At 69.7% G+C, this 23,064-nt stretch carries 25 protein-coding genes and 1 pseudogene; 20 read left to right on the forward strand and 6 right to left on the reverse strand.

Going from position 1 to position 23,064, the window contains the following annotated elements; genetic code table 11:
• Positions 1-37 precede the first annotated feature (37 nt).
• The 12 genes from ACFXMV_RS18705 to ACFXMV_RS18760 all read left to right on the forward strand — a co-directional run bounded on the left by ACFXMV_RS18705 (position 38) and on the right by ACFXMV_RS18760 (position 9,791).
• The gene (locus ACFXMV_RS18705) at positions 38-445 is read left to right on the forward strand and encodes a YciI family protein (protein ID WP_378500152.1); all 408 of its coding nucleotides are present in this window, start codon (positions 38-40) and stop codon (positions 443-445) included.
• A gap of 6 nt (positions 446-451) precedes the next feature.
• Positions 452-1,597 (forward strand): RNA polymerase sigma factor, encoded by a 1,146-nt coding sequence (locus ACFXMV_RS18710; RefSeq protein ID WP_378500151.1) that lies wholly within the window; start codon positions 452-454, stop codon positions 1,595-1,597.
• Positions 1,598-1,682: 85 nt separating this feature from the next.
• Positions 1,683-2,168, forward strand: coding sequence for a YbaB/EbfC family nucleoid-associated protein (locus ACFXMV_RS18715; RefSeq protein WP_378503449.1), 486 nt, complete (start codon positions 1,683-1,685; stop codon positions 2,166-2,168).
• The gene (locus ACFXMV_RS18720) at positions 2,165-2,479 is read left to right on the forward strand and encodes a WXG100 family type VII secretion target (RefSeq protein ID WP_378500144.1); all 315 of its coding nucleotides are present in this window, start codon (positions 2,165-2,167) and stop codon (positions 2,477-2,479) included. The genes ACFXMV_RS18715 and ACFXMV_RS18720 overlap by 4 nt, the downstream gene beginning before the upstream one ends.
• On the forward strand, positions 2,479-4,212 hold the full coding sequence (locus ACFXMV_RS18725; protein ID WP_378503450.1) for a glycohydrolase toxin TNT-related protein: 1,734 nt from the start codon (positions 2,479-2,481) through the stop codon (positions 4,210-4,212). Before ACFXMV_RS18720 ends, ACFXMV_RS18725 begins: the two co-directional genes overlap by 1 nt.
• Complete coding sequence (locus tag ACFXMV_RS18730) at positions 4,202-4,720, forward strand: hypothetical protein (RefSeq protein WP_378503451.1); 519 nt, start codon at positions 4,202-4,204, stop codon at positions 4,718-4,720. Before ACFXMV_RS18725 ends, ACFXMV_RS18730 begins: the two co-directional genes overlap by 11 nt.
• Positions 4,717-5,304: a hypothetical protein gene (locus tag ACFXMV_RS18735; protein ID WP_378499971.1), complete on the forward strand. Its 588-nt coding sequence runs from the start codon at positions 4,717-4,719 to the stop codon at positions 5,302-5,304. The genes ACFXMV_RS18730 and ACFXMV_RS18735 overlap by 4 nt, the downstream gene beginning before the upstream one ends.
• Positions 5,305-5,361: 57 nt before the next feature.
• Entirely contained in the window at positions 5,362-5,790 is a 429-nt protein-coding gene (locus ACFXMV_RS18740; RefSeq protein ID WP_378503452.1) for a hypothetical protein, read from the forward strand.
• Positions 5,791-6,594: 804 nt separating this feature from the next.
• Complete coding sequence (locus ACFXMV_RS18745) at positions 6,595-7,131, forward strand: DUF3558 domain-containing protein (protein WP_378499970.1); 537 nt, start codon at positions 6,595-6,597, stop codon at positions 7,129-7,131.
• 30 nt (positions 7,132-7,161) lie between these two features.
• The gene (locus tag ACFXMV_RS18750) at positions 7,162-7,536 is read left to right on the forward strand and encodes a hypothetical protein (protein ID WP_378503453.1); all 375 of its coding nucleotides are present in this window, start codon (positions 7,162-7,164) and stop codon (positions 7,534-7,536) included.
• A gap of 27 nt (positions 7,537-7,563) precedes the next feature.
• Complete coding sequence (locus ACFXMV_RS18755) at positions 7,564-9,036, forward strand: hypothetical protein (protein ID WP_378499968.1); 1,473 nt, start codon at positions 7,564-7,566, stop codon at positions 9,034-9,036.
• Positions 9,033-9,791 (forward strand): ESX secretion-associated protein EspG, encoded by a 759-nt coding sequence (locus ACFXMV_RS18760; RefSeq protein WP_378499967.1) that lies wholly within the window; start codon positions 9,033-9,035, stop codon positions 9,789-9,791. Before ACFXMV_RS18755 ends, ACFXMV_RS18760 begins: the two co-directional genes overlap by 4 nt.
• A gap of 49 nt (positions 9,792-9,840) precedes the next feature.
• On the opposite strand, the gene ACFXMV_RS18765 is transcribed toward ACFXMV_RS18760, so the two are convergent.
• Both ACFXMV_RS18765 and ACFXMV_RS18770 read right to left on the reverse strand, forming a co-directional pair.
• On the reverse strand, positions 9,841-10,584 hold the full coding sequence (locus ACFXMV_RS18765; RefSeq protein WP_378499966.1) for an SDR family NAD(P)-dependent oxidoreductase: 744 nt from the start codon (positions 10,582-10,584) through the stop codon (positions 9,841-9,843).
• Positions 10,581-10,808 (reverse strand): annotated as a pseudogene (locus ACFXMV_RS18770) (hypothetical protein); the annotation flags it as partial. The pseudogene ACFXMV_RS18770 and the gene ACFXMV_RS18765, both read right to left, overlap by 4 nt.
• A gap of 378 nt (positions 10,809-11,186) precedes the next feature.
• Between ACFXMV_RS18770 and ACFXMV_RS18775 the strand changes: the two are divergent.
• Positions 11,187-12,467, forward strand: a complete 1,281-nt coding sequence (locus tag ACFXMV_RS18775; protein WP_378499965.1) for an ROK family protein — start codon at positions 11,187-11,189, stop codon at positions 12,465-12,467.
• 91 nt (positions 12,468-12,558) lie between these two features.
• Here the strand turns inward: ACFXMV_RS18775 and ACFXMV_RS18780 are convergent, their stop codons facing one another.
• Positions 12,559-12,960 (reverse strand): PaaI family thioesterase, encoded by a 402-nt coding sequence (locus tag ACFXMV_RS18780; RefSeq protein ID WP_378500189.1) that lies wholly within the window; start codon positions 12,958-12,960, stop codon positions 12,559-12,561.
• Positions 12,961-13,012: 52 nt separating this feature from the next.
• Between ACFXMV_RS18780 and ACFXMV_RS18785 the strand changes: the two genes are divergently transcribed.
• Positions 13,013-13,654, forward strand: a complete 642-nt coding sequence (locus ACFXMV_RS18785) for a cysteine hydrolase family protein (protein ID WP_378500190.1) — start codon at positions 13,013-13,015, stop codon at positions 13,652-13,654.
• 22 nt (positions 13,655-13,676) lie between these two features.
• On the opposite strand, the gene ACFXMV_RS18790 is transcribed toward ACFXMV_RS18785, so the two are convergent.
• Positions 13,677-14,537 (reverse strand): class II glutamine amidotransferase, encoded by an 861-nt coding sequence (locus ACFXMV_RS18790; RefSeq protein ID WP_378500191.1) that lies wholly within the window; start codon positions 14,535-14,537, stop codon positions 13,677-13,679.
• A gap of 91 nt (positions 14,538-14,628) precedes the next feature.
• On the opposite strand from ACFXMV_RS18790, the gene ACFXMV_RS18795 reads away from it, so the two are divergent.
• Positions 14,629-15,468 carry an alpha/beta fold hydrolase gene (locus ACFXMV_RS18795; protein WP_378500192.1) on the forward strand — a complete coding sequence of 280 codons (840 nt, stop codon included), beginning with the start codon at positions 14,629-14,631 and terminating at the stop codon, positions 15,466-15,468.
• 88 nt (positions 15,469-15,556) lie between these two features.
• On the opposite strand, the gene ACFXMV_RS18800 is transcribed toward ACFXMV_RS18795, so the two are convergent.
• Both ACFXMV_RS18800 and ACFXMV_RS18805 read right to left on the reverse strand, forming a co-directional pair.
• Positions 15,557-16,435, reverse strand: coding sequence for an RNA polymerase sigma-70 factor (locus ACFXMV_RS18800; protein WP_378500193.1), 879 nt, complete (start codon positions 16,433-16,435; stop codon positions 15,557-15,559).
• Positions 16,432-17,586 carry an NAD(P)/FAD-dependent oxidoreductase gene (locus tag ACFXMV_RS18805; RefSeq protein ID WP_378500194.1) on the reverse strand — a complete coding sequence of 385 codons (1,155 nt, stop codon included), beginning with the start codon at positions 17,584-17,586 and terminating at the stop codon, positions 16,432-16,434. Before ACFXMV_RS18805 ends, ACFXMV_RS18800 begins: the two co-directional genes overlap by 4 nt.
• 164 nt (positions 17,587-17,750) lie before the next feature.
• On the opposite strand from ACFXMV_RS18805, the gene mshA reads away from it, so the two are divergent.
• The 5 genes from mshA to ACFXMV_RS18830 all read left to right on the forward strand — a co-directional run bounded on the left by mshA (position 17,751) and on the right by ACFXMV_RS18830 (position 23,060).
• Positions 17,751-19,079, forward strand: a complete 1,329-nt coding sequence (gene mshA / locus ACFXMV_RS18810) for a D-inositol-3-phosphate glycosyltransferase (RefSeq protein ID WP_378500195.1) — start codon at positions 17,751-17,753, stop codon at positions 19,077-19,079.
• On the forward strand, positions 19,076-19,585 hold the full coding sequence (locus ACFXMV_RS18815) for a YbjN domain-containing protein (RefSeq protein WP_378500196.1): 510 nt from the start codon (positions 19,076-19,078) through the stop codon (positions 19,583-19,585). Before mshA ends, ACFXMV_RS18815 begins: the two co-directional genes overlap by 4 nt.
• A 136-nt stretch (positions 19,586-19,721) precedes the next feature.
• Positions 19,722-21,314: an AMP-binding protein gene (locus ACFXMV_RS18820; RefSeq protein WP_378500197.1), complete on the forward strand. Its 1,593-nt coding sequence runs from the start codon at positions 19,722-19,724 to the stop codon at positions 21,312-21,314.
• 188 nt (positions 21,315-21,502) lie between these two features.
• Positions 21,503-22,174, forward strand: coding sequence for a TetR/AcrR family transcriptional regulator (locus ACFXMV_RS18825; RefSeq protein WP_378503454.1), 672 nt, complete (start codon positions 21,503-21,505; stop codon positions 22,172-22,174).
• 25 nt (positions 22,175-22,199) lie between these two features.
• Positions 22,200-23,060 (forward strand): 3-hydroxyacyl-CoA dehydrogenase, encoded by an 861-nt coding sequence (locus ACFXMV_RS18830; RefSeq protein WP_378498591.1) that lies wholly within the window; start codon positions 22,200-22,202, stop codon positions 23,058-23,060.
• Positions 23,061-23,064: the final 4 nt, after the last annotated feature.

Below are 23,064 nucleotides of genomic sequence, written 5' to 3' on the forward strand. Positions count from 1 at the left end.
CGGCCACAATGGTCCGTACCGCATCGAGGAGAACATGATGGCCAAGTACCTGCTGCTCAAGCACTACCGCGGCGCGCCTGCCGCGGTCAACGACGTGCCGATGGACCAGTGGACGCCGGAGGAGATCTCGGCCCACGTGCAGTACATGAACGACTTCGCCGCCAGGCTCGAGGGCACCGGCGAGTACGTCGACGGGCAGGCGCTCTCCCCGGGCGGCACGTTCGTCCGCTACGACGGCGAGGGTAGGCCGCCCGTCACCGACGGCCCGTTCGCGGAGACCAAGGACCTGATCGCCGGCTGGATGGTGATCGACGTCGAGACATACGAGCGGGCGTTGGAGCTGGCAGGCGAGCTGTCTGCGGCTCCGGGCGCGGGCGGGAAGCCGATCCACGAGTGGCTCGAACTGCGCCCGTTCCTGACCGCGCCCCCGACCGTCACGGAGTGACGCATGGTGGACGAGGTCCTGTTGCGGACCCTGATCCCCACCGTCATCGGGATCCTCGTCCGCCGCGGAGCCGACTTCGCGGCGGCCGAGGACGCCGTGCAGGAGGCGCTGGTCGAAGCGGTACGCGTATGGCCGGATGATCCGCCACGCGAACCCCGGGGCTGGCTGATCGCCGTTGCCTGGCGCAAGTTTCTCGACGCCGCCCGCGCGGATACCTCTCGGCGGCGGCGCGAGGAGCTGGTCGAGATCGAACCCGCGCCCGGCCCGGGCGAGGCGGTGGACGACACGCTTGCGCTGTACTTCCTGTGCGCGCACCCATCTCTGACACCGGCCTCGGCCGTCGCGCTGACGCTGCGTGCGGTCGGCGGGCTCACTACGAAACAGATCGCGCAGGCCTACCTCGTCCCGGAGGCGACGATGGCCCAGCGCATCAGCCGGGCCAAGCGGACCGTTTCGGGCGTCCGGTTCGACCAACCCGGTGACGTCGCCACGGTGCTGCGGGTGCTCTACCTGGTCTTCAACGAGGGCTACTCCGGCGACGTCGACCTCGCCGTCGAGGCGATCCGGCTCACCCGCCAACTGGCGGCCAAGGCCGAGCACGAGGAGGTGGCGGGCCTGCTCGCGCTCATGCTTCTCCACCACGCGCGGCGCCCGGCACGGACCAGCGCCGACGGCAGCCTCGTGCCCCTCGCCGAGCAGGACCGCGGCCTGTGGGACACCCGACTCATCGCTGAGGGCGTCGACGTGCTCCAGGCCGCCCTCGCCCGAGACCGACTGGGGGAGTTCCAGGTTCAGGCCGCCATCGCCGCACTCCACGCCGACGCCCGCCGGGCCGAGGAGACCGACTGGGTGCAGATCGTCGAGTGGTACGACGAACTGCTGCGGCTCACCGACAACCCGGTGGCCCGCCTCAACCGCGCCGTCGCGGTCGGCGAGGCGGACGGCCCGCGGGCCGGTCTGGCCGCCCTGGCGGGGCTCGACCCCTCCCTGCCCCGTTATGCCGCCGCCGCGGCGTACCTGCACGAGCGCGACGGGGACCCGGTGACCGCGGCACGGCTCTACGCCGAAGCCGCCCGATCAGCGCCCAACCTCCCCGAACGCGACCACCTCACGCGTCAGGCCGCACGGCTCAACGCAGAGCTCCGCCGTTGACTCGATGGAACCGAACCCGACCGCGTCGCGTCTAGAAGGGTGACGGGCTGAAGCTGCGGCCCTGCTGAGGCTGTGGGGGATACGGGTGAAGGATCCGGGTGCGCGCGAGGAACTGCGCGCCCGCAACGAGGCGTTGCGGGTTCAGATCGACGACATGCTCGACGATCTCCACCGTCGGTCAGATCTGCTGTCCCGGGCGCAATCCGAGGTCGCGGCGCTGCGAGTCGAGACGCGGACGCCGGACGGGCTGGCCCGTGTCAGCGTCGATTCGGCCGGGGCGATCGTCGAGGTCGACATCGCGCCCGAGGCGTTCGCGAGGACCACGCCGTCCCGGCTCGGCGAGGCGATCGCCGCGGCCGCGCGCGATGCCGCGGCGACCGCGCGCCTGCGGGTGCAGGAGCTGATGGCGCCGGTGTCGCGGACCGACTTCGACCTGCCCGACCTGCCGGACCTGATCCCGGGCGCGCCGAGCCTGCGGGACCTGGTGCCCGTGGTGCTCGCCCCTGAGTCACGACCGGACGGGCCCGGCTGGGAACCCGGCGCGTCCGTCCTGCGGGGTGCCGACGAATGAGCCGCCCGGTGTGGGTCGACCCGGACGGGCTGCGGTCCGCCGCGCCGCGGTTCGAGGCGGTCGCCGACGCGCTGGACCGCACCCGGACCCAGCTGGCCGCCGCAATGCAGGCCGAGGGCGCGAGCTGGGGATCCGACGAGACCGGCGCGGCCTTCGCCGAGGGCTACGTGCCGGGCGCCGATTCGGCGCTGGACGGGCTGCTCAAGGTCGCCGAGGCGATGCGGGCGATCGCCGGCACCGCCACCGACACCTCGGACGCCTTCGACGGCTCGGACCGCGGATTCGCGGGCAGCCTCGGCGGACCCGCCTGATGGGGATCCAGATCCCGGGATGGCTCCGCGGCGTCGCCTCGATCGCGGTCGGGGCGGACTGGCCGGAGGCCGACGAGACGTCGCTGCGCAGGCTGGCCGACGCGTGGGACTCGGCCTCCTCGGCGATGGAACTGATCGCCCAGGACGGCGACGCCGCGATGAGCAAGGCGCTGGAGGCCGTGCTCGGTGACGTCAACACGGCCATGGCGCAGTACTGGGAGAACTTCGACGGTGCCGACGGCGCCTTCCAGTCCCTGATCGCGCTTTGCGATCAGTTGTCCGAATCGTGTGACACCACCGCCACCGACGTCGAGTACGCGAAGCTGACGATCATTGCGGCGCTGGCGCTGCTGGCCGCCGAGATCGCGGCGCTCGCGGCGGCGGCCATCCCCACGCTCGGCGCGAGCACCGCGGCGATCCCCGCGGCCCAGATCGCCACCCAGATCGCGGTGCGGATGGTGGTGCGGCAGCTGATCATGAAGCTGCTCCAGCACGCCGCGCTGAGCGCCGCGCAGAATGTGTTGCTGGACGGCGCAATTCAGTCGCTGCAGATCCTGCAGGGCAACCGGGACCGGCTGGACACGGGCAGTTTGGCGTCCGGCGCGATCGAGGGCTTCGTCGAGGGAGCGGTCTCCGGTGGGGTGGGCCGGTTCGGTTCCGGCTCGGCGTTCGGGCAGATCGGCACCGAGGCGATCGGCGGGGCGGCCGGGTCCGCGGCCGGTGCGGCGGTGTCGGGTCAGGGCGTGTCCCTGCAGGACCTCGCCTCGGGTGCGATCGGCGGCGGCATCGGCGGGGCGGACGTGTCCACCCGGCCCACCTCGCTGGGCGACGCTCCCCGCTTCTCGGCGCCGGAGTCCCCCGCGAGCACGGTGCCCAGCTCGGCCGACGCCGGGGTGCGTCCTGGCCCGGTCGTGGATGCGCCCTCGACGGGGTCGGGTCCCCGCACCGGCGGACTGAACATGGGGATCTCGGAGCCGACAGCGGGCGCCGGCGCCGGAACCACCGCGACGGCCCCGGTCGGGAGGCCGGGCGGGCTGAACATGGGGACGGGGGTTGCGCAGCCGTCGGCCGCGGGCGGGGCGCAGCCGGCTGTAGCACCGACCGCTCCAACGCCGTCGCTGCCGGGGCTGAATGGCGGGCTGGACGGTTCGAGTGGTGCAGACGCCACGGATCATCCGACGAAGCCCGATTACAACGCAGACTTCCCGCCTCAATACCCCGAGGAGCCTCTTCCCGACGACATGCGAGGCCCGGACGAGATTCCGGACGGGGTGCCGCCCGAGATGCTCGACGGGTACGACAGATTCGGCGGGATGACCGAGGAGGAGTTCGCGTCCCGGTACTACGACCCGGACACAGGGTGGTGGCGATACCCGGACAACGATGGGATCGCCCTCGATGGCGATGGGGACTTGCGGATCCTCGATCCTGACATCCGCCTTCCGGAGGGGACGGTCATCGATCGGTTCGGTGACTCAAACGGCGCATACTTGGCGCCAGACGGCATTCCGTTCAGCGATCGCGCGCTACCTCCGGAAAGCCTCGGGAAGCCCTATCACCAGTACCGTGTCACGGGAGTTCCGTTGCCAGATCATTGGAGAATCGAGGCGTCTGTGATCGCGCCGGGATTCGGACAACCAGGCGGTGGAATCCAGTATCGGCTGGTAGACGAATCGGGACGCCGACCCTCTGTCGAACGACTGGAAGATGCGGGTTACCTCGTTGAGATCTGACAATGTGGCCGGGTTACTCGACCGGTACGGCGAAGCGACACGATACTTCGAACTCTGGCGTGACCGGGCTGCGCGACTTGGGGTTCCGGCGAGCGGATCGCCGACGATCACCCTCTCCGGAGGACTCGTCTACCCTGCGGCCGACTTGCATCGGGGGGTTGTCATAGTCGATGACCATTTCGCTCATTTGACGATCGAACGAGGCCAGCAATCCTTTGGGGACGAGTTCAGTCGATTCGACGACGCGGCGAAACTGCTGCTGAAGAGCGAAGGACAAAAGGTCCGGTCGTACCTGAAACTGCCGCGCAAGTACCTCGACTGGAGGGCGATGGGAGTTCATCCCGCGGTCTCGGTCGAGGAAGAAATGTACGCGGCGGTCCTGACGTTGCGTGACGATCCATCTGTCTGGTGCAAGGTCCCGGTGTCTGAGCAGGCCGCCACCAGCCAGATCATGATGATGTCGATGGCGGAACTCGATGCGCAGCTGATCGAGGGGATTGAACGGTGAACGCGGCTGAGGGCGTCATGCGCACCGACGATTTGGCGGGATGGCTGGGTCGATATGGCGCGCTGTTCTGGAGGTTTCAGCGCTGGGGATACCGGTTCGACAAGTTGGGCATGCCCGGTCAGGTCGGCAGTGCACTGACCAGGCGCGGTGGCATTTCGGTCCGGGACGGATCGGCCGAGTACGAGGTGTTCGTCGAGGGCGAGCATTTCGGGCTCGCGCGGGCGAACGATGACGACGCCGGCATGCCACTGTCGTTCAGTAGGGTTGATGACGCCGAGCGGTATCTCGCGGTGCGGATCGGTGACCGCCTCCGTAGGCACGCAGGATTCGCGCCACGGGGTCCGGAATGGTCGGAGCTCGGACTGAATGAGGGAGTCGAGGCCTTCCCGAACGGCGATCGGGTCCTGCTGGTGAGGAAGGCGGATCCGGGCGCTCACTGCACGGTGCCGATCGGTGATCGCGACTGGTTCAGTCGCGCCATGATGGTCGATGTCGAGGAGTTGGACGATCTCCTCACCGAGGGAATCCCGAACATGCGGGTGATGCGCCCATTCTGGGCATTCGATCCGATCGACCCGAGCTGATGTGCGCGGCACCACGAGAACTCTTGCAACAATCGATCGAACGAAGGGGGCTTGACGATGCCAGTGGTGATTCTCGACCAGGTCGATTCCGGGCCCGCCGAATTGACGGCGCAGCTGCCGGTTCGCGCCGAGCTGGTGCGGGTGCTGCCGGGACCCGATCGCCCGGACTATTGCCTGGCCCTGCTCGAGAAGCGGCTCGTGTTCAAGCCGGGTCCGGAATTTGATGTCTCGCGCGTGGAGTCGGATTTCTTGCAGACCGACACGGACGGCAGCGCGGTCGTCCTGGTCTACGCGGTCGTGTTCTGTGCGCGGTTTCAGGGGACCCAGGTGGCGCCGGACATGAGGGACCTGTGGGTGAACCTCGCGTACGTGATCGACAATTCGCAGATGCGCGACGGAGCCGTGGATTTCGCGAAGCTCGAGAACGTCGCTGTGGCTCGGATCAATCTGGATCCGACCGTCGAGACGCTCCGTCAGCCGAAATGAGCTGATCGCGGGAGGCGGAACTGGAGGCATCGCCGCTCAACCAAGCAAATCCATCGATCTCTCGGAACAGTTGATCAGCTTGTTCCGCACGGTGGGTCGACAGCTCCATCTGCCGGGCTGACGGAGATGGCGGTTACTTGAGAGAGGTAGGAAGTGAAGAGTTCTGAGCTGCTCGAGGCCCTGGATCTGGCGGGCATTCGTGTTCCAGTGGGAATCAATGGAATGACGCACGATTCGTTCTCGGTTTCCGAAACCCCAGCCGGTCAGTGGGAGGTCTTCTACTGCGAGCGCGGATCCAAGTATGACCGAAAGGTTTTCGGTTCAGAGCACGATGCGTGCCTATACCTCTTCGATTCTCATGGTGGGGTGGATGCTCTGCTTTCCAAGCTTCGCGCTATCTCTGAGAAATGATGGCGTTCGAAAGTCGGGCGGGATCGGGATTGCCGGAGAGTGTGCCTCGGCAATCCTTTCCAAAGCCTGGCTCCGCGGTCCGAAGGTCTTCGCCTGCAGAGCGCGGAACCGGCAGGCGTCCTTGCGCGTCTATTAGAGGTAAGCCGTAAGGACTGGGCGGGGCGGGAGTATCGCGCGCGAACGGGGGGTTGGGTCGCAGGTTGCCGATCGGCGGCCTGCCGCGCGCTGATGCTGCTCGGTTCAGTTCCGAGACGGTGACCGGCGAGGCAGCTGCGGAGGGGTGAGCTGCCTCGCCGGGTTTTTCTGGCCTGGGTGGAACCGGCGGGGTCGGTGCTGCGTCTATCTAAGGTGGACCGATATCGGTCGGGCCCAGTGGGGGAGCGTTGCGTGCGGATGAGAGTCGGGAGCCAGGTCGCCGTTGGTGCGGTCTGTGGTGCGCTGATACTGGCCGGATGCGGCTCGGAGACGGTGGAGGGCACGGCCGGAGCCGAGGGGTCATCGTCTGGCTCGGGGGAGCCGGTGTTCAGTCCGTGTGATGACATTCCGGACGATGCCCTACGGGGAGTGGGTGTCGACGTTGTGACGGAATCGCGGGACATTCTCGGGGTCAAACAGCCCGGGTGGAATGTCTGTATGTGGCAAGGTCCGGCCTATTCGTTGTCGGTGTTCGCCACCGTCTACACGCTGGACGATGTCCGCTCCAACAAGAACAATCACGAGTTCACTGCAGTGAATCTGAACGGCCGAGAGGCCACCTCGTACCGAGGTGTCGCCGACACGGGCCGAAGGAACTGCGACGTCGCGGTCGGGTCCAACGAGGGTGCCGTTCTCATTTCGATTTCCTACCTTGGAAACGATCCGATCGTCGAGGAACCGTGCGCCGTCGCGATCCGGTCCGCGGTCCAACTCGAGTCGTACATCCCGGCGTGATTTTCCACGTTGTACAGAAGGGCCTTGGCGATGTCTGACATGACTGAATCATGGGCGCGCGTAGGGGCCGCTGTCGACGCCGGCCATGTGTACCTCGAACAAGGGGTGGCGCGTAGATGTGCACAGCGATGCGCAGAGTTCATCGTCGAGCTCAAGGGAATGCAGCTGGGTGCGAGAGGGCTGGCGACGATCGATGGGTTCGGCGACCTCCCATCCGGCGTCGCGCTCGCCGCCAAATTCGGGAAGAAGGCCGTCGGCGGCGACTACTCGATGGATCAGGCGCTCGCGGACCACATCACCGTCGTGCAGGAGATGCAGCAGGTATTCGAGAAGATCGATGCCGCCTACAGCGCGTCGGATCAGTCCGGCGCGCAGCGGTTCGGCGGCGTCGGGCACGGAGAATGAGTTTCAGCATGACGAGGGGGATCTGAGATGTCGTTTTTGCCCAGCCTGGATGACCTGAAGGGGTCGATCGGCGACATGGCGTCGGGCGCCTTCGACGATCTGTCCGATCTGGCGCGCGACCCAGGCAACAAGATCATCGATGTGGTGTCCGGCTACGACATCGACGAGGGTGACCGCGTCGAGGTTCAGCAGGCGATCGGCAACGCTGAGCGCGCCGCGATCCACACCCAACAGGCGGTCCTCACGCCTGGGCTCACCGACTTCGAGCCGCGGTCGATGGTCCCCGACAGCTTCGATTCGATGTCCCACGAGGCGATCAAGGGCGCGGTCGACGCGATGAGCGCGGATCCGGTCCGGGCCAGCGCCGAGGGATGGCAGCAGATCGGATCCTCGCTCGCGGAAGGCCTGACCGAGTTCAAGACCTACATCTCGTCGGAGATCGAGGGCAAGTGGGAGGGCATCGGCGCAAATGCCGCGTTGGCGGCGACCGCGACCTACGTCGCCGAATCCGATCAGCTGGCCATGGCAGGCAGGCTAGTGGGGACCAAGGTCGCCGAGGCGGCGACGGGCATCTCCCAGGTCAAGGCGACCATGCCCGCGGTCGAGGCGACCTCCGCGCTCGAGACGCTCGTCAACGTCGCGCTGCCCTCGGTCGGCATGGTGAAGCAGCTGGTGCACGGCTCGGACGAAGCCCGCCAGCAGGCGATCCAGATCATGAAGACCGTCTATACGCCGGTCATGGTGCAGGCGGACACCAACGTCCCCAGGTTTCCGAAGCCGCAGGATCGGACCGACGGACCCATTGACAGGCCCGGGCTGATCCCCGGCGGACCAGGGCCAGGCGGGCCGTCCGGTTTCAGCCCCTCCGAGTACGCCGGCCCGAGGACCGGGAACGCGGGAGACGCGCCGACCGACCCGATGCGGCAGGGTGACGGAAGCGACCCGACGTCCGGAACGCCCGGCGATGAGCCCTACGGCCAGAATCCGCTGTCTTCGGACGGCTCCGGCGCCAATGCCACGGATTCGCCTTTCACGCAGACCGATCCGTCCTCCGCGTGGACAGCCCCGGCCGCCGCGGGAGGTGCCGACGGCGCGGGCGGCGGCGGGCTCGGCGCCAGCGCAGGTTCCGGGGGCTACGGTTCGGGGGGCTACGGTTCGGCGGGCTCGGGGTTCGCGCCGGGCGGTGGATCGGCCGGCGGCGGTGCAGGTGTAGGTGCAGGCCTGGGCGTTTCGGGCGGTGTCGCGGGTGGTCTCGGCGGCGGGATGGGCGTGCCCGGCGGGGCAGGTGCGGCGGCGGGTGCGGGTGGATCCGGCGTCGGCGCGGCCGGTGCCGCGGGCCGCCCGGGCGCGATGGGCGGCGGCATGGCGCCCGGCGGCGCCCGCGCGAACGGAGACGACGACACGGAACACAGGACCCCCAGCTACCTCATCAATGTCGACAACGGCAACGAGTTGGTGGGCACGCTTCCGAAGGTCGCGCCGCCGGTGATCGGCGGATGAGCGACGGTCGGTGGCGGCTGACCGCCCTCGAGTTCACGGTCCTGTGGGAGCGATTCGGTCGGGACAGGCTGCCGTACCCGTTCCAGTTCCGTGGCACCGCGGCGACGGACGACGATTTCCGGGCCGATCGACGGGCGGCCGCGCGGAAGGTCGCACCGATGCTCGACGAGCGCCTGTACGAGGCGCTGGTCGCCCTGGCCGAGCCCGCGGTCCGGGTCGAGCTGTGTGGGTTTCGCGGGGCCCGGCTCGAGTCGACGATCCGGCTACACGCCGGGATCCGGAATTCCGTTGCGGCCGTGGCGGTTCAGCTGCCGGGTCCCGACCCGCACGCGGGCTCCGACATCCTGCTGGCGTCCGCTCCCGTCACCCAGGTGGGAACGGCTGTTTCCCAATCGATTCCGCCCGTCGCGGCGGGCCGACGACGGGGCGTGTCGGTACCCCGGTCGGTGGCGCCGGTGAGCGACGGCTCCATCCTGCAACCGGCGAGCCGGGCACGGGGCAACGAGGAGCGGGACGAATTCTTCCGGCGACCGCGCACCGGACTGGGCGAGATCACGGTCTTCGCCGGCCCCGCCTACGACAACCGGCCGACCGGCGACGGCCAGGGCTTCCACTGGATGGACTTCGCCGACGACGGCCGCTACCTCGTGCGGGGATCCGACATCGTGAGCGCGCTGCCCGCCCGCGGTGAGGACATCGCCGCGGAGGTGCAGCGGCTCGTCGGCGTCGCGCACACCGCCGCCGTCCGTCGATGAGATCGGCGCCGCGCGACGAGGACCCGGCACCTCGAGCCGGGCTGAAGGGCTAGGTCCGAGAGAAGCGCCCGGGGCTGGCCTGATCGCGGGGTTTGATGATGATCTGGTCGAGGTTCACGTGCGACGGGCGGGACGCGACGAACCCGATCACCTCGGCCACGTCGGCGGCGACCAGCGGGGTGATGCCCTCGTAGACCTTCTTGGCGCGTTCCTCGTCGCCGTGGAAGCGGACCAGGGAGAACTCGGTCTCCACCGCGCCGGGCGCGATCTCGGTCAGCCGTACCGGCTTGCCGAGCAGTTCGCCGCGCAGCGTCCGGTGCAGCACCGCCTGCGCGTGCTTGGCGGAGGTGTAGCCGGAGCCGTTGTCGTACGCCTCGAACGCCGCCACCGAGGTGATGGTGACGATGAGGCCGTCGCCGGAATCGATCAGCTTGGGCAGCAGCGCCTTGGTGATCCGAAGGGTGCCGAGGACGTTGGTCTCCCACATCCAGCGCCAGTCGTCCAGGTCCGCCTCGAGCACCGGGGCCAGGCCCTTGGCGCCGCCGGCGTTGTTGACCAGCACGTCGACCCTCGGCAGCACGGCGGCGAAGGCATCCACCGAGTCCTCGTCGGTGACGTCGAGCTCGAGTGCGGTGCCGCCGATGTCCTGGGCCAGTTTCTCCAGCCGGTCGATCCGGCGGGCGCCGACAACCACGTGAAACCCTTGCGCGGCGAGGGTTCGCGCGGTTGCCTCCCCGATTCCGGAGCTCGCACCGGTGACGACGGCAACGTTTGCATCTGGCGAGATGATCATGACCTCATCGTAGGACCAGACCGCCGCGCTGCGGTGCCGCGCGATTCGGACGCCGGACCGGCAGGGGCGTCGACGCCGGAGTAGTGCGAGGCGTCGCCGGTGACGACGCGACTCCGTTCGCCGTGGATGTTGACCGGGACGTCGCCGGCCAGGGTGATTCGGCCGAGCCGTCGACGTCAGCCGTCGTAGTCGTCGATCGCGTAGTGCTGGGTGGCGCGGTTGTTCTCGGATACCGAACCACCAGCTGCGGAGTGCGCCAAGGGTTTTCCGTACCGAGATAGCACGACGTCGGCTGGTCCCTGATTGGACAATCGGGCGCAAGGTGCTAGCTTTGCGCCATGTCTTCCGGCCGGCTCAACGCCCTGCGCGTCACCTATGTGACCGCCGCGTTGGGCTCTCGCCTGCCCTTGGCGCGGGAACTGTGTTGTTCCCCCCGCGGTATCTGTCGCTGATCGCGCTGCCCTCTCTTCGCACGTCATCACCCATTTTTCGTCGTCCCTAGGGTCGCGGATCAGGGCCTGATGGCCCGCGTCCCCACCGGCAGCGCCTGCTCTCATCCGTGTTGGCCTGTCCCCGCCAGGGACGAAACGCAAGGAATCTGCGTGCTCACCTCTACGTTGTCGCCGTCCGCCGCACCCGCTCGCTCGCCGCGATCGGCCCGCGCCGCCGCCCGTCCGCTGCCGCGAACCCAGGTCGTCCCGCCGGAACTGCGTGTCGCCGACGCGCCCGCTGCCGCCGTGCTGCGGGTCGCATGCAGCCGCGGGCCCATCGCCAGGGACGCCGCCGCGAGGGCCACAGGTCTGAGCACCGCCACGGTGAACCGCCAGGTCGCGGCCCTGCTCGCGGTGGGTCTGCTACGCGAACGGGCGGACCTGACCGCCTCCGGGGCGGTCGGGCGGCCCCGGGTGCCGTTCGAGGCGAACCACGAGCCCTACCTGACGCTCGGTATCCACATCGGCGCCGTGGTGACCGGCATCGTCGCCAGCGATATTCGCGGCAAAATCCTTGGTGCGGTGGAGATCCCGACGCCAGCTGGCCGGCAGGAGGCGGCACTGGCGCAGATCACCCGCAGCGCACAGCTGTTCGCGTCCCGGTGGCACCGGCGTCGGCCGCTCTGGGTCGGCATCGCGCTGGGTGGACGCGTCGACGCGACCACCGGCCGGGTGGACCACCCTCGACTCGGGTGGACCGACGCGCCGGTGGCGTCGATCATCGGCGACGGGCTCGGCCTGCCGGTCTCGGTCGCCGCGCACGTCGAGGCCATGGCGGCCTCGGAGCTGCTGCTCGCGCCGCAGCGCCCTGGCGGTCCGGACACCGCCGGGACCAGCCTGTACTTCTACGCCAGAGAGACCGCGGGCGTCGCCGTCGCCATCGACGGCCGGGTGCACACGCCGTCCAGCGGACCCGGCTCGATCGTGCACCTGCCCACCGGCTCCTCGGCGCTGTGCTCCTGCGGCGCAAGGGGATGCCTCGAGGCCACGGTGAGCGACCGTGCCACCATCGCCGCGGCGAGGGATGCAGGCATCCTCACCGACACCGACGAGCGACCGGCCATCGCCGCGGTCTACCGCGCGGCGGCGTCGGGATCGCTTCCCGCGCACCAACTCCTGGTCGAGCGGGCCCGGGTCCTCGGGCGCACCGTCGCCATGCTGCGGGACCTGTTCAACCCCGATCGGGTGATCCTCGGCGGTCAGGCCTTCACCGAGTACCCCGCGGGAATTCCGCACGTCGCGGAGGCGTTCGCGACCACGTCGACGTTGGCGCGCAAGGATATCCGGATCACGGGGTTCGGCAATCGTGTCCAGGAGTTCGCCGCGGGGGTGGTCTCGCTCAGCTCCCTCTATTCCGATCCGCTCGCCGCGATGCGGAGGGCCGCGACCTAGGGCCGGTCACAGCGGCGGCGCGTCCGTGGCATCGGCCGCGCCGCGCCGGTCCGCCTCGGCCCGGGCCGGCCCGGCATCATCCCCCGGCGGGTCAGAAACCGAAGTCGCCGACGACCGCGTGCGACTGCGTCACCTGGGAGACGAGCCTGCCGTCGTCATCGGTGAGGTCGATCGAGACGAGGACCGTCTTGCGGCCGACGTGCAACGGGCGGGCGGCCGCGGTGACGACGCCGCGGCGCACCTGCCGCGCGAACACCGCGTTCGAGGCCGTCGTCACGCGCGCGGCCCCCGACGGGATGTTGAGAAAGGCCGACACGGCGCCGACGCTGTCCGCGAGGGTGGTCAGCGCCCCGCCGTGCATGATGTGGTCCGCGGTGGTGACGTCTTCGCTCCACGCCAGCCGGCCGACGACCTCACCTGGGGTCGCGGAGACCAGCTCGACTCCCGCCTTCACCGCGAACGGCATTGTGGCCAGCAGCTCGTCAAGCTCCATGGCTCGATGCTAGACCCGCCGTCCACAGTTTTCGGGGAGTTACGGTGGTGCGGTGAGCAGTCTAGGAGAGCGCCTCGACCCCTGGATCGCGCCGCATCTGGCCGAATCCGCCCTGCTCGTGGTCGACACCCAACGCGATTTCGTGGACGGTGGATCGAGCCCGATCCCCGGCACCTCGCAGGTGCTGCCCGCGATCGCGCGTCTGCTCGACGCCTACCGGGCCGCGCGCCTGCCGATCGTTCACATCGTCCGGCTGTACGCCGGCGACGACGTCGACCTCGTCCGGCGATCCGCCATCGCCGCGGGCGCGCCGATGGCACGGCCAGGCACCGCGGGATCGCAGATCGTGCGCGAGTTCGGCGTCCCGGACCTCGACCCGGTCCTGCTGCTGCGCGGCGGGGTACAGCAGGTATCGCCGACCGAGGTCGTCCTGTTCAAGCCGCGTTGGAGCGCGTTCCACCGGACCGAGCTCGAGGCGCACCTGCGCGAGCGCGGTGTCGACACGGTGGTGATGGCCGGCTGCAACTACCCGAACTGCCCCCGGGCCACCATCGTCGACGCGAGCGAGCGGGACCTGCGGGTGCTGATCGCGGCGGACGCGATCTCGGGCGTCGACGATCGGCATCTCGAGGAGGCGGGGCGGATCGGCGCGGTGCACGCCACCGCGGCGGAAATCGTCGCGGGGCTGGGGTAGCAGGGGTGATCGCGATCTCGGCTCAGCGGCTGGACTGTGATGCGGCCGCGGTGGCGTCGAGGTCGGACAGGCTGAGCCGGTGTGCGGGCGGGCCATCGAGGATCACGGCGGTGTCGACGTTCAGCTCCGCGTCGACGTGCAGCAGTTCGCCCGACGCCAGCGGACGCCATGCGGGGTTCTCATCCATCTGTTCGCTGGCCACCACAACGGCTGGGGCGGAGGATAATTCGCCCGATCGCACCCGGATGGTGCCGGCCGGGCTGGCGTGCTCGAGGTGCCGGCCGGTGTCGGGCTCGCGGCCCAGCACCAGCAGCTGGTGGGTGTCGGGGTAACGCAGCGCCCACAGCTCCGTCGGTGTGCTCAGGACGATGTTGATGGCGAAGATCGGCAGCTGCTCGGCGACCCAGCTGGCGGCGTCGGTGAGGCCGGCGGTGACGTCGCCGCCGCGGACGTCGATGTGCTTGGTGATGAGCGCGAAGAAGCGCTCGGAGTCGGTGTCGCCCGCCACCGCGGACCGGTACGGCCCGAGCTCCTCGTCCAGCCGGGGCAGGTCCTCGATCACCCCGTTGTGCGCGAAGATGCGTCCCCCGAGACTGAACGGGTGGGTGTTGGCGGGGGTCAGGCCCCCGGTGGAGGCGTGCCGGATGTGGGCGACGAAGGTGGCGGACTCGCGTTCCCTCGCCTCCGTCGCGAAGTCCGCGTCCGCATAGGCGGGCAGTGGTTGCTTCTCCACGAGCGCTTCGCCGTCGGCGGTGAAGGTGCCGAGGCCGGTGCCGTCCGGCTCCCGTCGGCTCTGCGCGGCCAGGCTGTCGGCGGCGTCCAAGAGCCAGAAGGTGGCCTTGACCCGTGACGGTGCGCTGGTCATACCGAACAAGCGGCACATGTACTGAGTATGCGCTCCGCGCCTGTGAGTGAAATTCAACCCGATTGGGGTAAAAATCGCTCACAGTCGCCGGAGGCGCAGAATGGCTCGCATGGCTATCCGGGAAACCGTCAGCGTCGACGGCACGTCCATCGTCTACCGCGTCGAGGGTGACGCCGCCGCGCGGCCGCTGGTGCTGCTGCACGGCTGGGCTCAGTCGCTGCGCTGCTGGGGCGACGACGTGCTCGACGCGCTGGCCGCGAAGTACCGCGTGATCGCCGTCGACCTGCGCGGCCACGGCTATTCCGGGGCGCCCGAGTCCGGCTACGACGACCCGAAGGTGTGGGCAGCGGACGTCGAGGCGGTGCTGGCGGCGGAGGACGTCGACTCCGGCGCGGTGCTGCTGGGCTGGTCCTACGGCGGTCTGGTGATCTGTGACTACCTCGCGGAGTTCGGTTCCGCCGCGGTCGACGCGATCGTGCTGGTGGGCGCGATCACCAGCATCGGTCCCGGCCAGAAGGGCGGCCGCGTCGGGTCGACGATGCGCGCGGCCATCCCGGCCGCGATGTCGGAGGACCCCCGCGAGTCGATCCGCGCGCTCGGCAGTTTCGGCACCGCCCTGACCGGTCCGCCGGACGGCAGCGTTCTGGAGGGGAGGGGCGTCGCCTCGCAGGCGCTGTTCGGCGCCAGCCTGTCGACGCCGCCGCGGGTGCGCGCCGCGCTGTTCACCCGTGCGGTCGGGCACGACGACCTGCTCGCGGGGCTCACCATCCCGGCGCTGATCCTGCACGGCACCGCCGACACCGTCGTCGACGTCTCCGCGGCCCGGCACGCCGCCGGGCTGATCCCGGCCAACACCACCTCGTACTGGGAGGGCTGCGACCACGGCCCGTTCGTCGAGGACCCGCAGCGGTTCGTCGCCGAGGTCAGCGGGTTCGTCGACGGGCTGTAGGCGCCGGACTCGATCCGCACCCCGGTTGCACGCGTCGCGGGCGCGATCGCGGGTGCGAGGGGTATAGCCGGGGTGCGAATTCGACGGCTCAGCGGGCCAGGACCTTGGCCAGCTCGGCCGACGCCAGCTTGTCCGGGTTGCGCACCAGGTACACCGCGGAGACCAGGCCGTCGGTGACCTCGAACATCGCCACCGTGTCGAGCCGATCGCCCGAGTAGATCAGCGCCGACGGCAGCGAATTGAACATCGCCACCTCGAACCGAATGTCGGGCAGGCTGATCCGGCCGAGCCCCACCATGAACCGGGCGACCCGCTCGGGTCCGACGATCGGCACGCGGGCTGCGTTGACCTTCCCGCCGCCGTCGGAGATCTCGACGACATCGGGTGACATCAGGTCCATCAACGCCTGGATGTCGCCGGTCACCGCCGCGCTGAGAAACTGCCCTGCGACCTCCTGAGCGGCGGCCGACGTCGGCTCGAATCTCCTGCGACGGGCCTGCACGTGCGCGCGGGCGCGGTGCGCGGTCTGTCGGACCGCCGCCTCGGATCTGCCGACGGCGTCCGCGACCTCGCGGTGGCTGAACCCGAACACCTCGCGCATCACGAAGACCGCGCGTTCGTCCGGGCTGAGCGTCTCGAGGACCAGCAGCATCGCCATCGACACCGACTCGGCGAGCAGCGTGTCCTCCGACGCGTCGGACCCGGTCCGGATCGGCTCGGGCAGCCAGCTCCCGACGTACTCCTCGCGGCGGCGCTGCGAGGAACGCAACTGGTTCAGCGACTGCCTGGTGACGATCTGCGCGAGGTAGCCGCGCGGGTTGTCGACCGTGGCCGGATCCACCTCGGACCAGCGAAGGTAGCTGTCCTGCAGCACATCCTCCGCGTCGGCGGCGCTACCGAGGATCTCGTAGGCGACGGTGAACAGCAGCGGCCGGTACTCGGTGAAGACGTCGGCGGCGGTGCTCATGCCGACACGCTCGGCTGCTCCCGCACCGGCTTCGGCCCCGCCGGGCCGGGGTACGAACCGGCGCGGACGTACTTCACGGTGGATCGGCAGATCTGTTCCTTCACGAACGCCCCGAGCCGGCCGCGGAGCGCGAACCGGCGTGGGCTGTCGTCGGCCCGGACCAGCTGGAACAGGCCCGACCGGCGGCCCAGGCTGACGCACTGCGCGAGGAACCCCAGCGACAACCGGTCGGGGGATTCGCCGCGCAGCAGCGCGAGCACGGTGTCGGCGCCGTGCGCACCGAGCGGCAGGGCGGCCTGGCAGCTCATCCGGACGTGCCCGGCGACCGTCGCGGGCGGCGCCACCGCGTCGCCGACGCCGACGATGGTCGGGTGGCCCTGGCAGATCAGCGACTCGTCCGTGCGCAGCCGGCCGGATTCGTCGACCGGGAGCCCGCTGCGGCGCGCGAGGTCCGGTACCCCGAACGCGCCCGCCCAGACGGTGCAGTCGCTCGGGAGGCTGCTGCCGTCGTCGAGCTCGACCCGGCCGTCGGCGACCCGTCGGATCCGGGCGCCCTCGCGCACCGCGATGCCGAGGGAGGTGAGCGTCCGGGTGATCGACGCCCGGCTCGCGGCGGGGAGGTGCTCGGCGAGCGGGCCGGCGGAGACCAGCCGCACCGCCAGGTCGGGGCGGCGCTCGGCGACCTCGGCGGCGGTCTCGATGCCGGTCAGCCCGCCGCCCACGACGGTGACGTCGGCGCCGCCTGGCAGCTCGCGCAGCCGGGCCCGCAGCCGATCCGCGTCCTCGAGGTCGCCCACCGTGTGGACGCTGTCGGCGGGGTTGCCGCCGCGGTCCGCCACGCTGCCCACCGCGTAGACCAGGTAGTCGTACGGCAGGCTCTGCCCGCCGTCGAGCAGCACCGCCCGGTCCCCGATTCGGTCGACGGTCGCCAGATGCAGCCGCGCGTCGGGATGCAGGAGCTCGGCCAGTGGCACAGTGGCCTCGGCGCCGTCCGTGGCGCGCTGGTGCAGCCGGATGCGTTCGACGAAGTCGGCCCTGGGGTTGACCACGGTGACGGTCACGCCGTCCTGCCCCGCCGCCAGGATTCGATTCGCGGCCATCACGCCCGCGTACCCCGCGCCGACCACGACGACCTGCCTGAGCTCACTCATGTCATTTCCCCTCTCGACGTTTCGATCTCATCACCCAGGACACCGCGGGATCCGGAGATGTGACAGCGGCGCGGAGAGACGCTCGTCACACCAGGAACCCCGCGACACGGCAGGTCAGAGAGCGGGGTTGTTGGCGTCGCGGCCCCGCAGGGCAAGATGGAGCCGTGACCCCAGCGCAGAACCATCGGTTGCGGAGGGTGGCCGTTCTCTCGGTCCACACCTCTCCATTGGCGCAGCCGGGGACCGGTGACGCGGGCGGAATGAACGTCTACGTGCTCCAGACCGCGCTGCAGCTCGCCCGCCGCGGCGTGGAGGTGGAGATCTTCACCAGGGCCACCTCGTCGTCGGACGCGCCGGTGGTCGAGGCCGCGCCGGGGGTGCTGGTCCGCAACGTCGTCGCGGGCCCGTTCGAGGGCCTGGACAAGCACGACCTGCCCACCCAGCTGTGCGCGTTTGCGGCGGGGGTGCTGCGCGAGGAGGCGCACCACGAGCCCGGGCACTACGACCTGGTGCACTCGCACTACTGGCTCTCCGGTCAGGTCGGCTGGCTGGCCCGCGACCGGTGGGGCGTGCCGCTGGTGCACACCGCGCACACCCTCGCCGCCGTCAAGAACGCCGCTCTCGCCGACGGGGACACCCCGGAGCCTGCCGCGCGGCAGATAGGCGAGCAGCAGGTGGTGGCGGAGGCGGACCGCCTGGTCACCAACACCGCCGACGAGTCCAAGCAGCTGATCGAGATCTACGGCGCCGACCCCGGCAAGATCGACGTGGTGGCGCCCGGCGCCGACCTGTCCCGGTACCGCCCGGGGGACCGCGCCGCTGCGCGGTCCGAGCTGGGGCTGGACCCGAACGAGCTGATCGTGACGTTCGTCGGCCGGATCCAGCCGCTCAAGGCGCCGGACGTGCTGCTGCGCGCCGCGGCCGCCCTGATCGAGCGCGAGCCCGCGCTGCCGCTGCGGATCGTGGTCGTCGGCGGTCCCTCGGGTACCGGGCTGGACCGGCCGGATTCGCTGATCGAACTGGCAACGTCGCTGGGCATCACCGCCCGTGTCACCTTTCTGCCGCCGCAGCGGCCCGAGCGGCTTGCCCAGGTGTACCGGGCCGCGGATCTGGTTGCGGTGCCGAGCTATTCGGAGTCCTTCGGGCTGGTGGCGATCGAGGCGCAGGCCTGCGGGACGCCGGTGGTCGCGGCCGACGTCGGGGGGCTGGGCGTTGCGGTGCGGTCCGGCGAGACCGGGCTGCTGGTGCCAGGGCACCGTACCGACGACTGGGCCGATGCCCTGCACTCGCTGCTCGCGGACCCCGGCAGGCTGGCCGAGATGGCGCGCCGCGCGCCGCTGCACGCGGAAGACTTCTCCTGGGAGCACACCGCCGACGGGCTGCTGGAGAGCTACAAACGGGCGGCCGCCAGCTACCGCAGGCAGCCCGAGCATGCGCCGCGCCGCGGCCGCGGGCTGTGGAAGCTGCGCCGAATGGGGGGAGTGCGGGCGTGAACGATGTCGCGACGCTGATCGACGCGGAGCTGACCGAGCGGGAACTCGAGTACAGCCGTAAGGGCGAGGGCCAGTTCGTCGTCGAACTGCCCGGCGAACGCAAGCTCAAGACCACCTGCCTGCTCACCGTCGGCGCGCACGGTGTCCGGGTCGAGGCGTTCGTCTGTCGCAAACCCGACGAGAATTTCGAGGGCGTCTACAGATTCCTGCTCCGTCGCAACCGTCGGCTGTACGGCGTGAGCTACACGATCGACAAGATCGGCGACATCTACCTGCTCGGCCAGATCGCCACCCACGCCGTCACCGGCGGGGAACTGGACCGGGTGCTCGGGCAGGTGCTCGAGGCCGCGGACGACGACTTCAACACCCTGCTCGAGCTCGGGTTCGCCGCTTCGATTCGGCGGGAATGGGATTGGCGGGTCTCCCGCGGCGAGTCGCTGGCGAACCTCAAGGCGTTCGAGCACCTGATGTCCGGCGACCAGCTCCGCGCGGCCGGCACCGACTGACGCGGTGGGGCGCGGCGGGCCGGGGTAGGGTTTCGGCCATCCTGTGACCGTTGTCACAGGGTGATATAACTGTTCCTGTCTGTCACAGTTATTCGGTTCGCCGAACGCTGCCCGCACCACTCGAGGAGAGGCCCCCGTGAGCTTCAAGAGCCCCTATCCTGACGTCGAGATCCCGAACCTGAGCGTCTATGACTTCCTGTTCGGCCAGGTCTCGGAGGCCGACCTGGACCGACCCGCGCTCATCGACGGCGGCTCGGGCGCCGAGACCACCTATCGGGCGCTGATCGGTCAGATCGACGCCGTCGCGGGCGCGCTTGCGGCCCGCGGGCTGGCCGTCGGCGACGTCGCCGCGCTGCATTCGCCGAACGTCCCGGCGTTCGCGTCGGTGCTGCACGGCATCCTGCGCGCGGGCGGCACCGCGACCACCATCAACGCCCTCTACAACGCCGAGGACATCGCCAAGCAGCTCACCGACTCCAAGGCGACCTTCCTCTTCACCGTCTCGCCGCTGCTGCCGCAGGCCAAGGCTGCCGCCGAGCAGGTCGGCATCCCCGCCGACCGGGTGATCGTGCTCGACGGCGCCGAGGGGCACCCGTCGCTGCGGGACCTGCTCACCCAGGGCGCCCCGGCCCCCGAGGTCAGCTTCGACCCGGCCACCCACCTCGCGGTGCTGCCGTACTCGTCGGGCACCACCGGTCGCCCGAAGGGCGTCATGCTGACCCATCGGAACCTGGTGGCGAACGTCTGCCAGATCCGCCCGCGGATGGGCATCAGCGCCGACGACCGGATCCTGGCTGTGCTGCCGTTCTTCCACATCTACGGGCTGACGGTGCTGCTCAACGCGGCGCTGTACGAGCGCGCGAGCCTGGTCACGATGCCGAAGTTCGACCTGGTCGAGTTCCTGGGCAACGTGTCCGAGCGCAAGTGCACCTACATCTTCGTGGCGCCGCCGGTGGCCGTCGCGCTGGCCAAGCACCCGCTGATCGACCAGTACGACCTGTCGAGCGTGCACACCATCTTCTCCGGTGCCGCGCCGCTCGACGAGGAGCTCGGCAAGGCCGTCGCGGCCCGGCTGAACTGCCGCGTCCGTCAGGGCTACGGGATGAGCGAGCTCAGCCCGGTCAGTCACGCGATCGCGTTCGAGGACGACGATGTCCGGCTCAGCTCGGTGGGCAAGCCGGTCGCGAATACCGAGAACAAGATCGTCGACCCGGCCACCGGCGAGGAGATCGGCATCCCCGCCGAGGGCGTCAGCGCGCCAGGCGAGCTGTGGATCAAGGGCCCGAACGTGATGGTCGGCTACCTCGGCAACGACGCGGCGACCGCCGAGACCCTCGACGCAGACGGCTACCTGCACACGGGCGACATCGCCACGGTCGATGCGGACGGCGTCGTCTACATCGTCGACCGGCTCAAGGAGCTGATCAAGTACAAGGGCTACCAGGTGCCGCCCGCCGAGCTGGAGGCGCTGCTGCTCACCCACCCGAAGGTCGCCGACGCCGCCGTCATCGGCGTGCTCGACGCGGAGGGTGAGGAGGTGCCCAAGGCGTTCGTCGTCCGGCAGGCCGAGGCCGAGCTCACCGAGGACGAGGTGATCGCGTTCGTCGCCGAGCGGGTCTCGCCGCACAAGAAGGTCCGCATCGTGGAGTTCATCGACCTGGTGCCGAAGTCGGCGGCGGGCAAGATCCTCCGCAAGGATCTTCGTGCGAGCGAAGCGACGCGGGGTTAGGCGCAGCGCGAGCGAAGCGACGCGGGGATAGGCGCAGTCCGACAAAAGCAGTTCCGAGGGGCACCTCGCGCGGTTTCGGCCGCGCGAGGTGCCCCTCGGCCGTTTCCGGTGGTGAGTCTCGCCACGTACCGTGCGCCGGCCGGAAAACGGAGTACGCTCATTTATGAGTGAGTTCCGAATTTGGGGAAGTGATTCCAGTGCACGCGGATGTCGATCCGGTTCCGTCGGCCACCGTCGGCCGACGGGAACGCGGCAAGACGTTGAAGCAGACCCGGATCTTCGGCGCAGCCGCGGACCTGTTCGAGGAGCACGGCTACGCGGCCGTGACGACCCAGCAGATCGCGGATCGAGCGGACGTGTCCATCGGGACACTGTTCCGTTACGCCGCGACCAAGGCGGAGTTGCTGCTCATGGTCTATAACGAGGTGTTCGCCGCGGCCGTCGCCGAGGGCGAGGCGGTGTCCGCGACCCTCGACGAGCCGATCGAGCGCGTGCTCGCGCTCGTGACCCCGGTGCTCGAGGCCGGGCACGTCGCGTCCGAGAACACCGTCGCCTACCAGCGGGACCTGCTGTTCGGACCCGCCGACGAGCAGTTCCGTTCGAAGGGGCTGGCGATCGTCCTCCGGCTCGAGACCCTGATCGCCCGCGGACTCGACCCCGCACTCCGCTCGGACGCGGATCTCACGGATTCGCCCGCGATGGCCGCGGCCCGCGCCGTCTTCGCGGTCGTCCACATGGAGATCGCCCACCCGGTCGGCGCGCCTCGCCCGGCCGCCACCCCGTCGGACTCGCTCCGCGAACAGGTCGCGCTGATCGTGACCGGATATCTGACCCGGCACCCGTCGGGCCCGCACAACTGAGAACCCCAACCGAAAGGACAAATCAATGACCGCCATCACCAAGGTGACCGTGTTGGGAACCGGCGTCCTCGGCTCCCAGATCGCGTACCAGAGCGCGTACCACGACGTCGACGTCGTCGCGTACGACATCAACGACGAGATCCTCGAGACTGCCAAGACGCGCTTTGCCGGTCTCGCCGCCACCTACAAGTCCGAGGTCGCGGGGGCGGCCGACGGCAAGGCCGACGCCGCGCTTGGCCGGATCCGTTACTCCTCCGACCTCGCCGATGCCGTCTCCGACGCCGACCTGGTCATCGAGGCGATCCCCGAGAACATCGACATCAAGCGCGACACCTACTCCAAGCTCGGTGACGTTGCTCCGGCGAAGACGATCTTCGCGACCAACTCCTCGACGCTGCTGCCGAGTGACCTGATGGGGTTCACCGGCCGTCCCGAGAAGTTCCTCGCGCTGCACTTCGCGAACCGCGTCTGGGCGCACAACACCGCCGAGGTGATGGGCACCGCCGAGACCGACCCCGAGGTGTACCGCCGGGTCGCCGACTTCGCCTCCGCCATCGGCATGGTGCCGATCGAGATGAAGAAGGAGAAGGCCGGCTACCTGTTGAACTCGCTGCTGGTGCCGTTCCTCGCCGCGGCCGGACAGCTGGTGGTGGACGGGATCGCCGAGCCCGAGATGGTCGACAAAACCTGGCGCATCGGCACCGGTGCGCCCGCCGGACCGTTCCAGATCTACGACATCGTCGGACTGAACACGGCCTACAACATCTCGATGGCGGGCTCGCCCGACCAGCAGAGGTTCGCGCAGTACCTCAAGGAGAACTACATCGACAAGGGCAAGCTCGGTGTCGCCACCGGGGAGGGGTTCTACCCGTATCCGGCGCAGTGACGCC

The sequence above is a fragment of the Rhodococcus sp. NPDC059179 genome (assembly GCF_042754885.1).
GTDB lineage: Bacteria > Actinomycetota > Actinomycetes > Mycobacteriales > Mycobacteriaceae > Rhodococcus_G.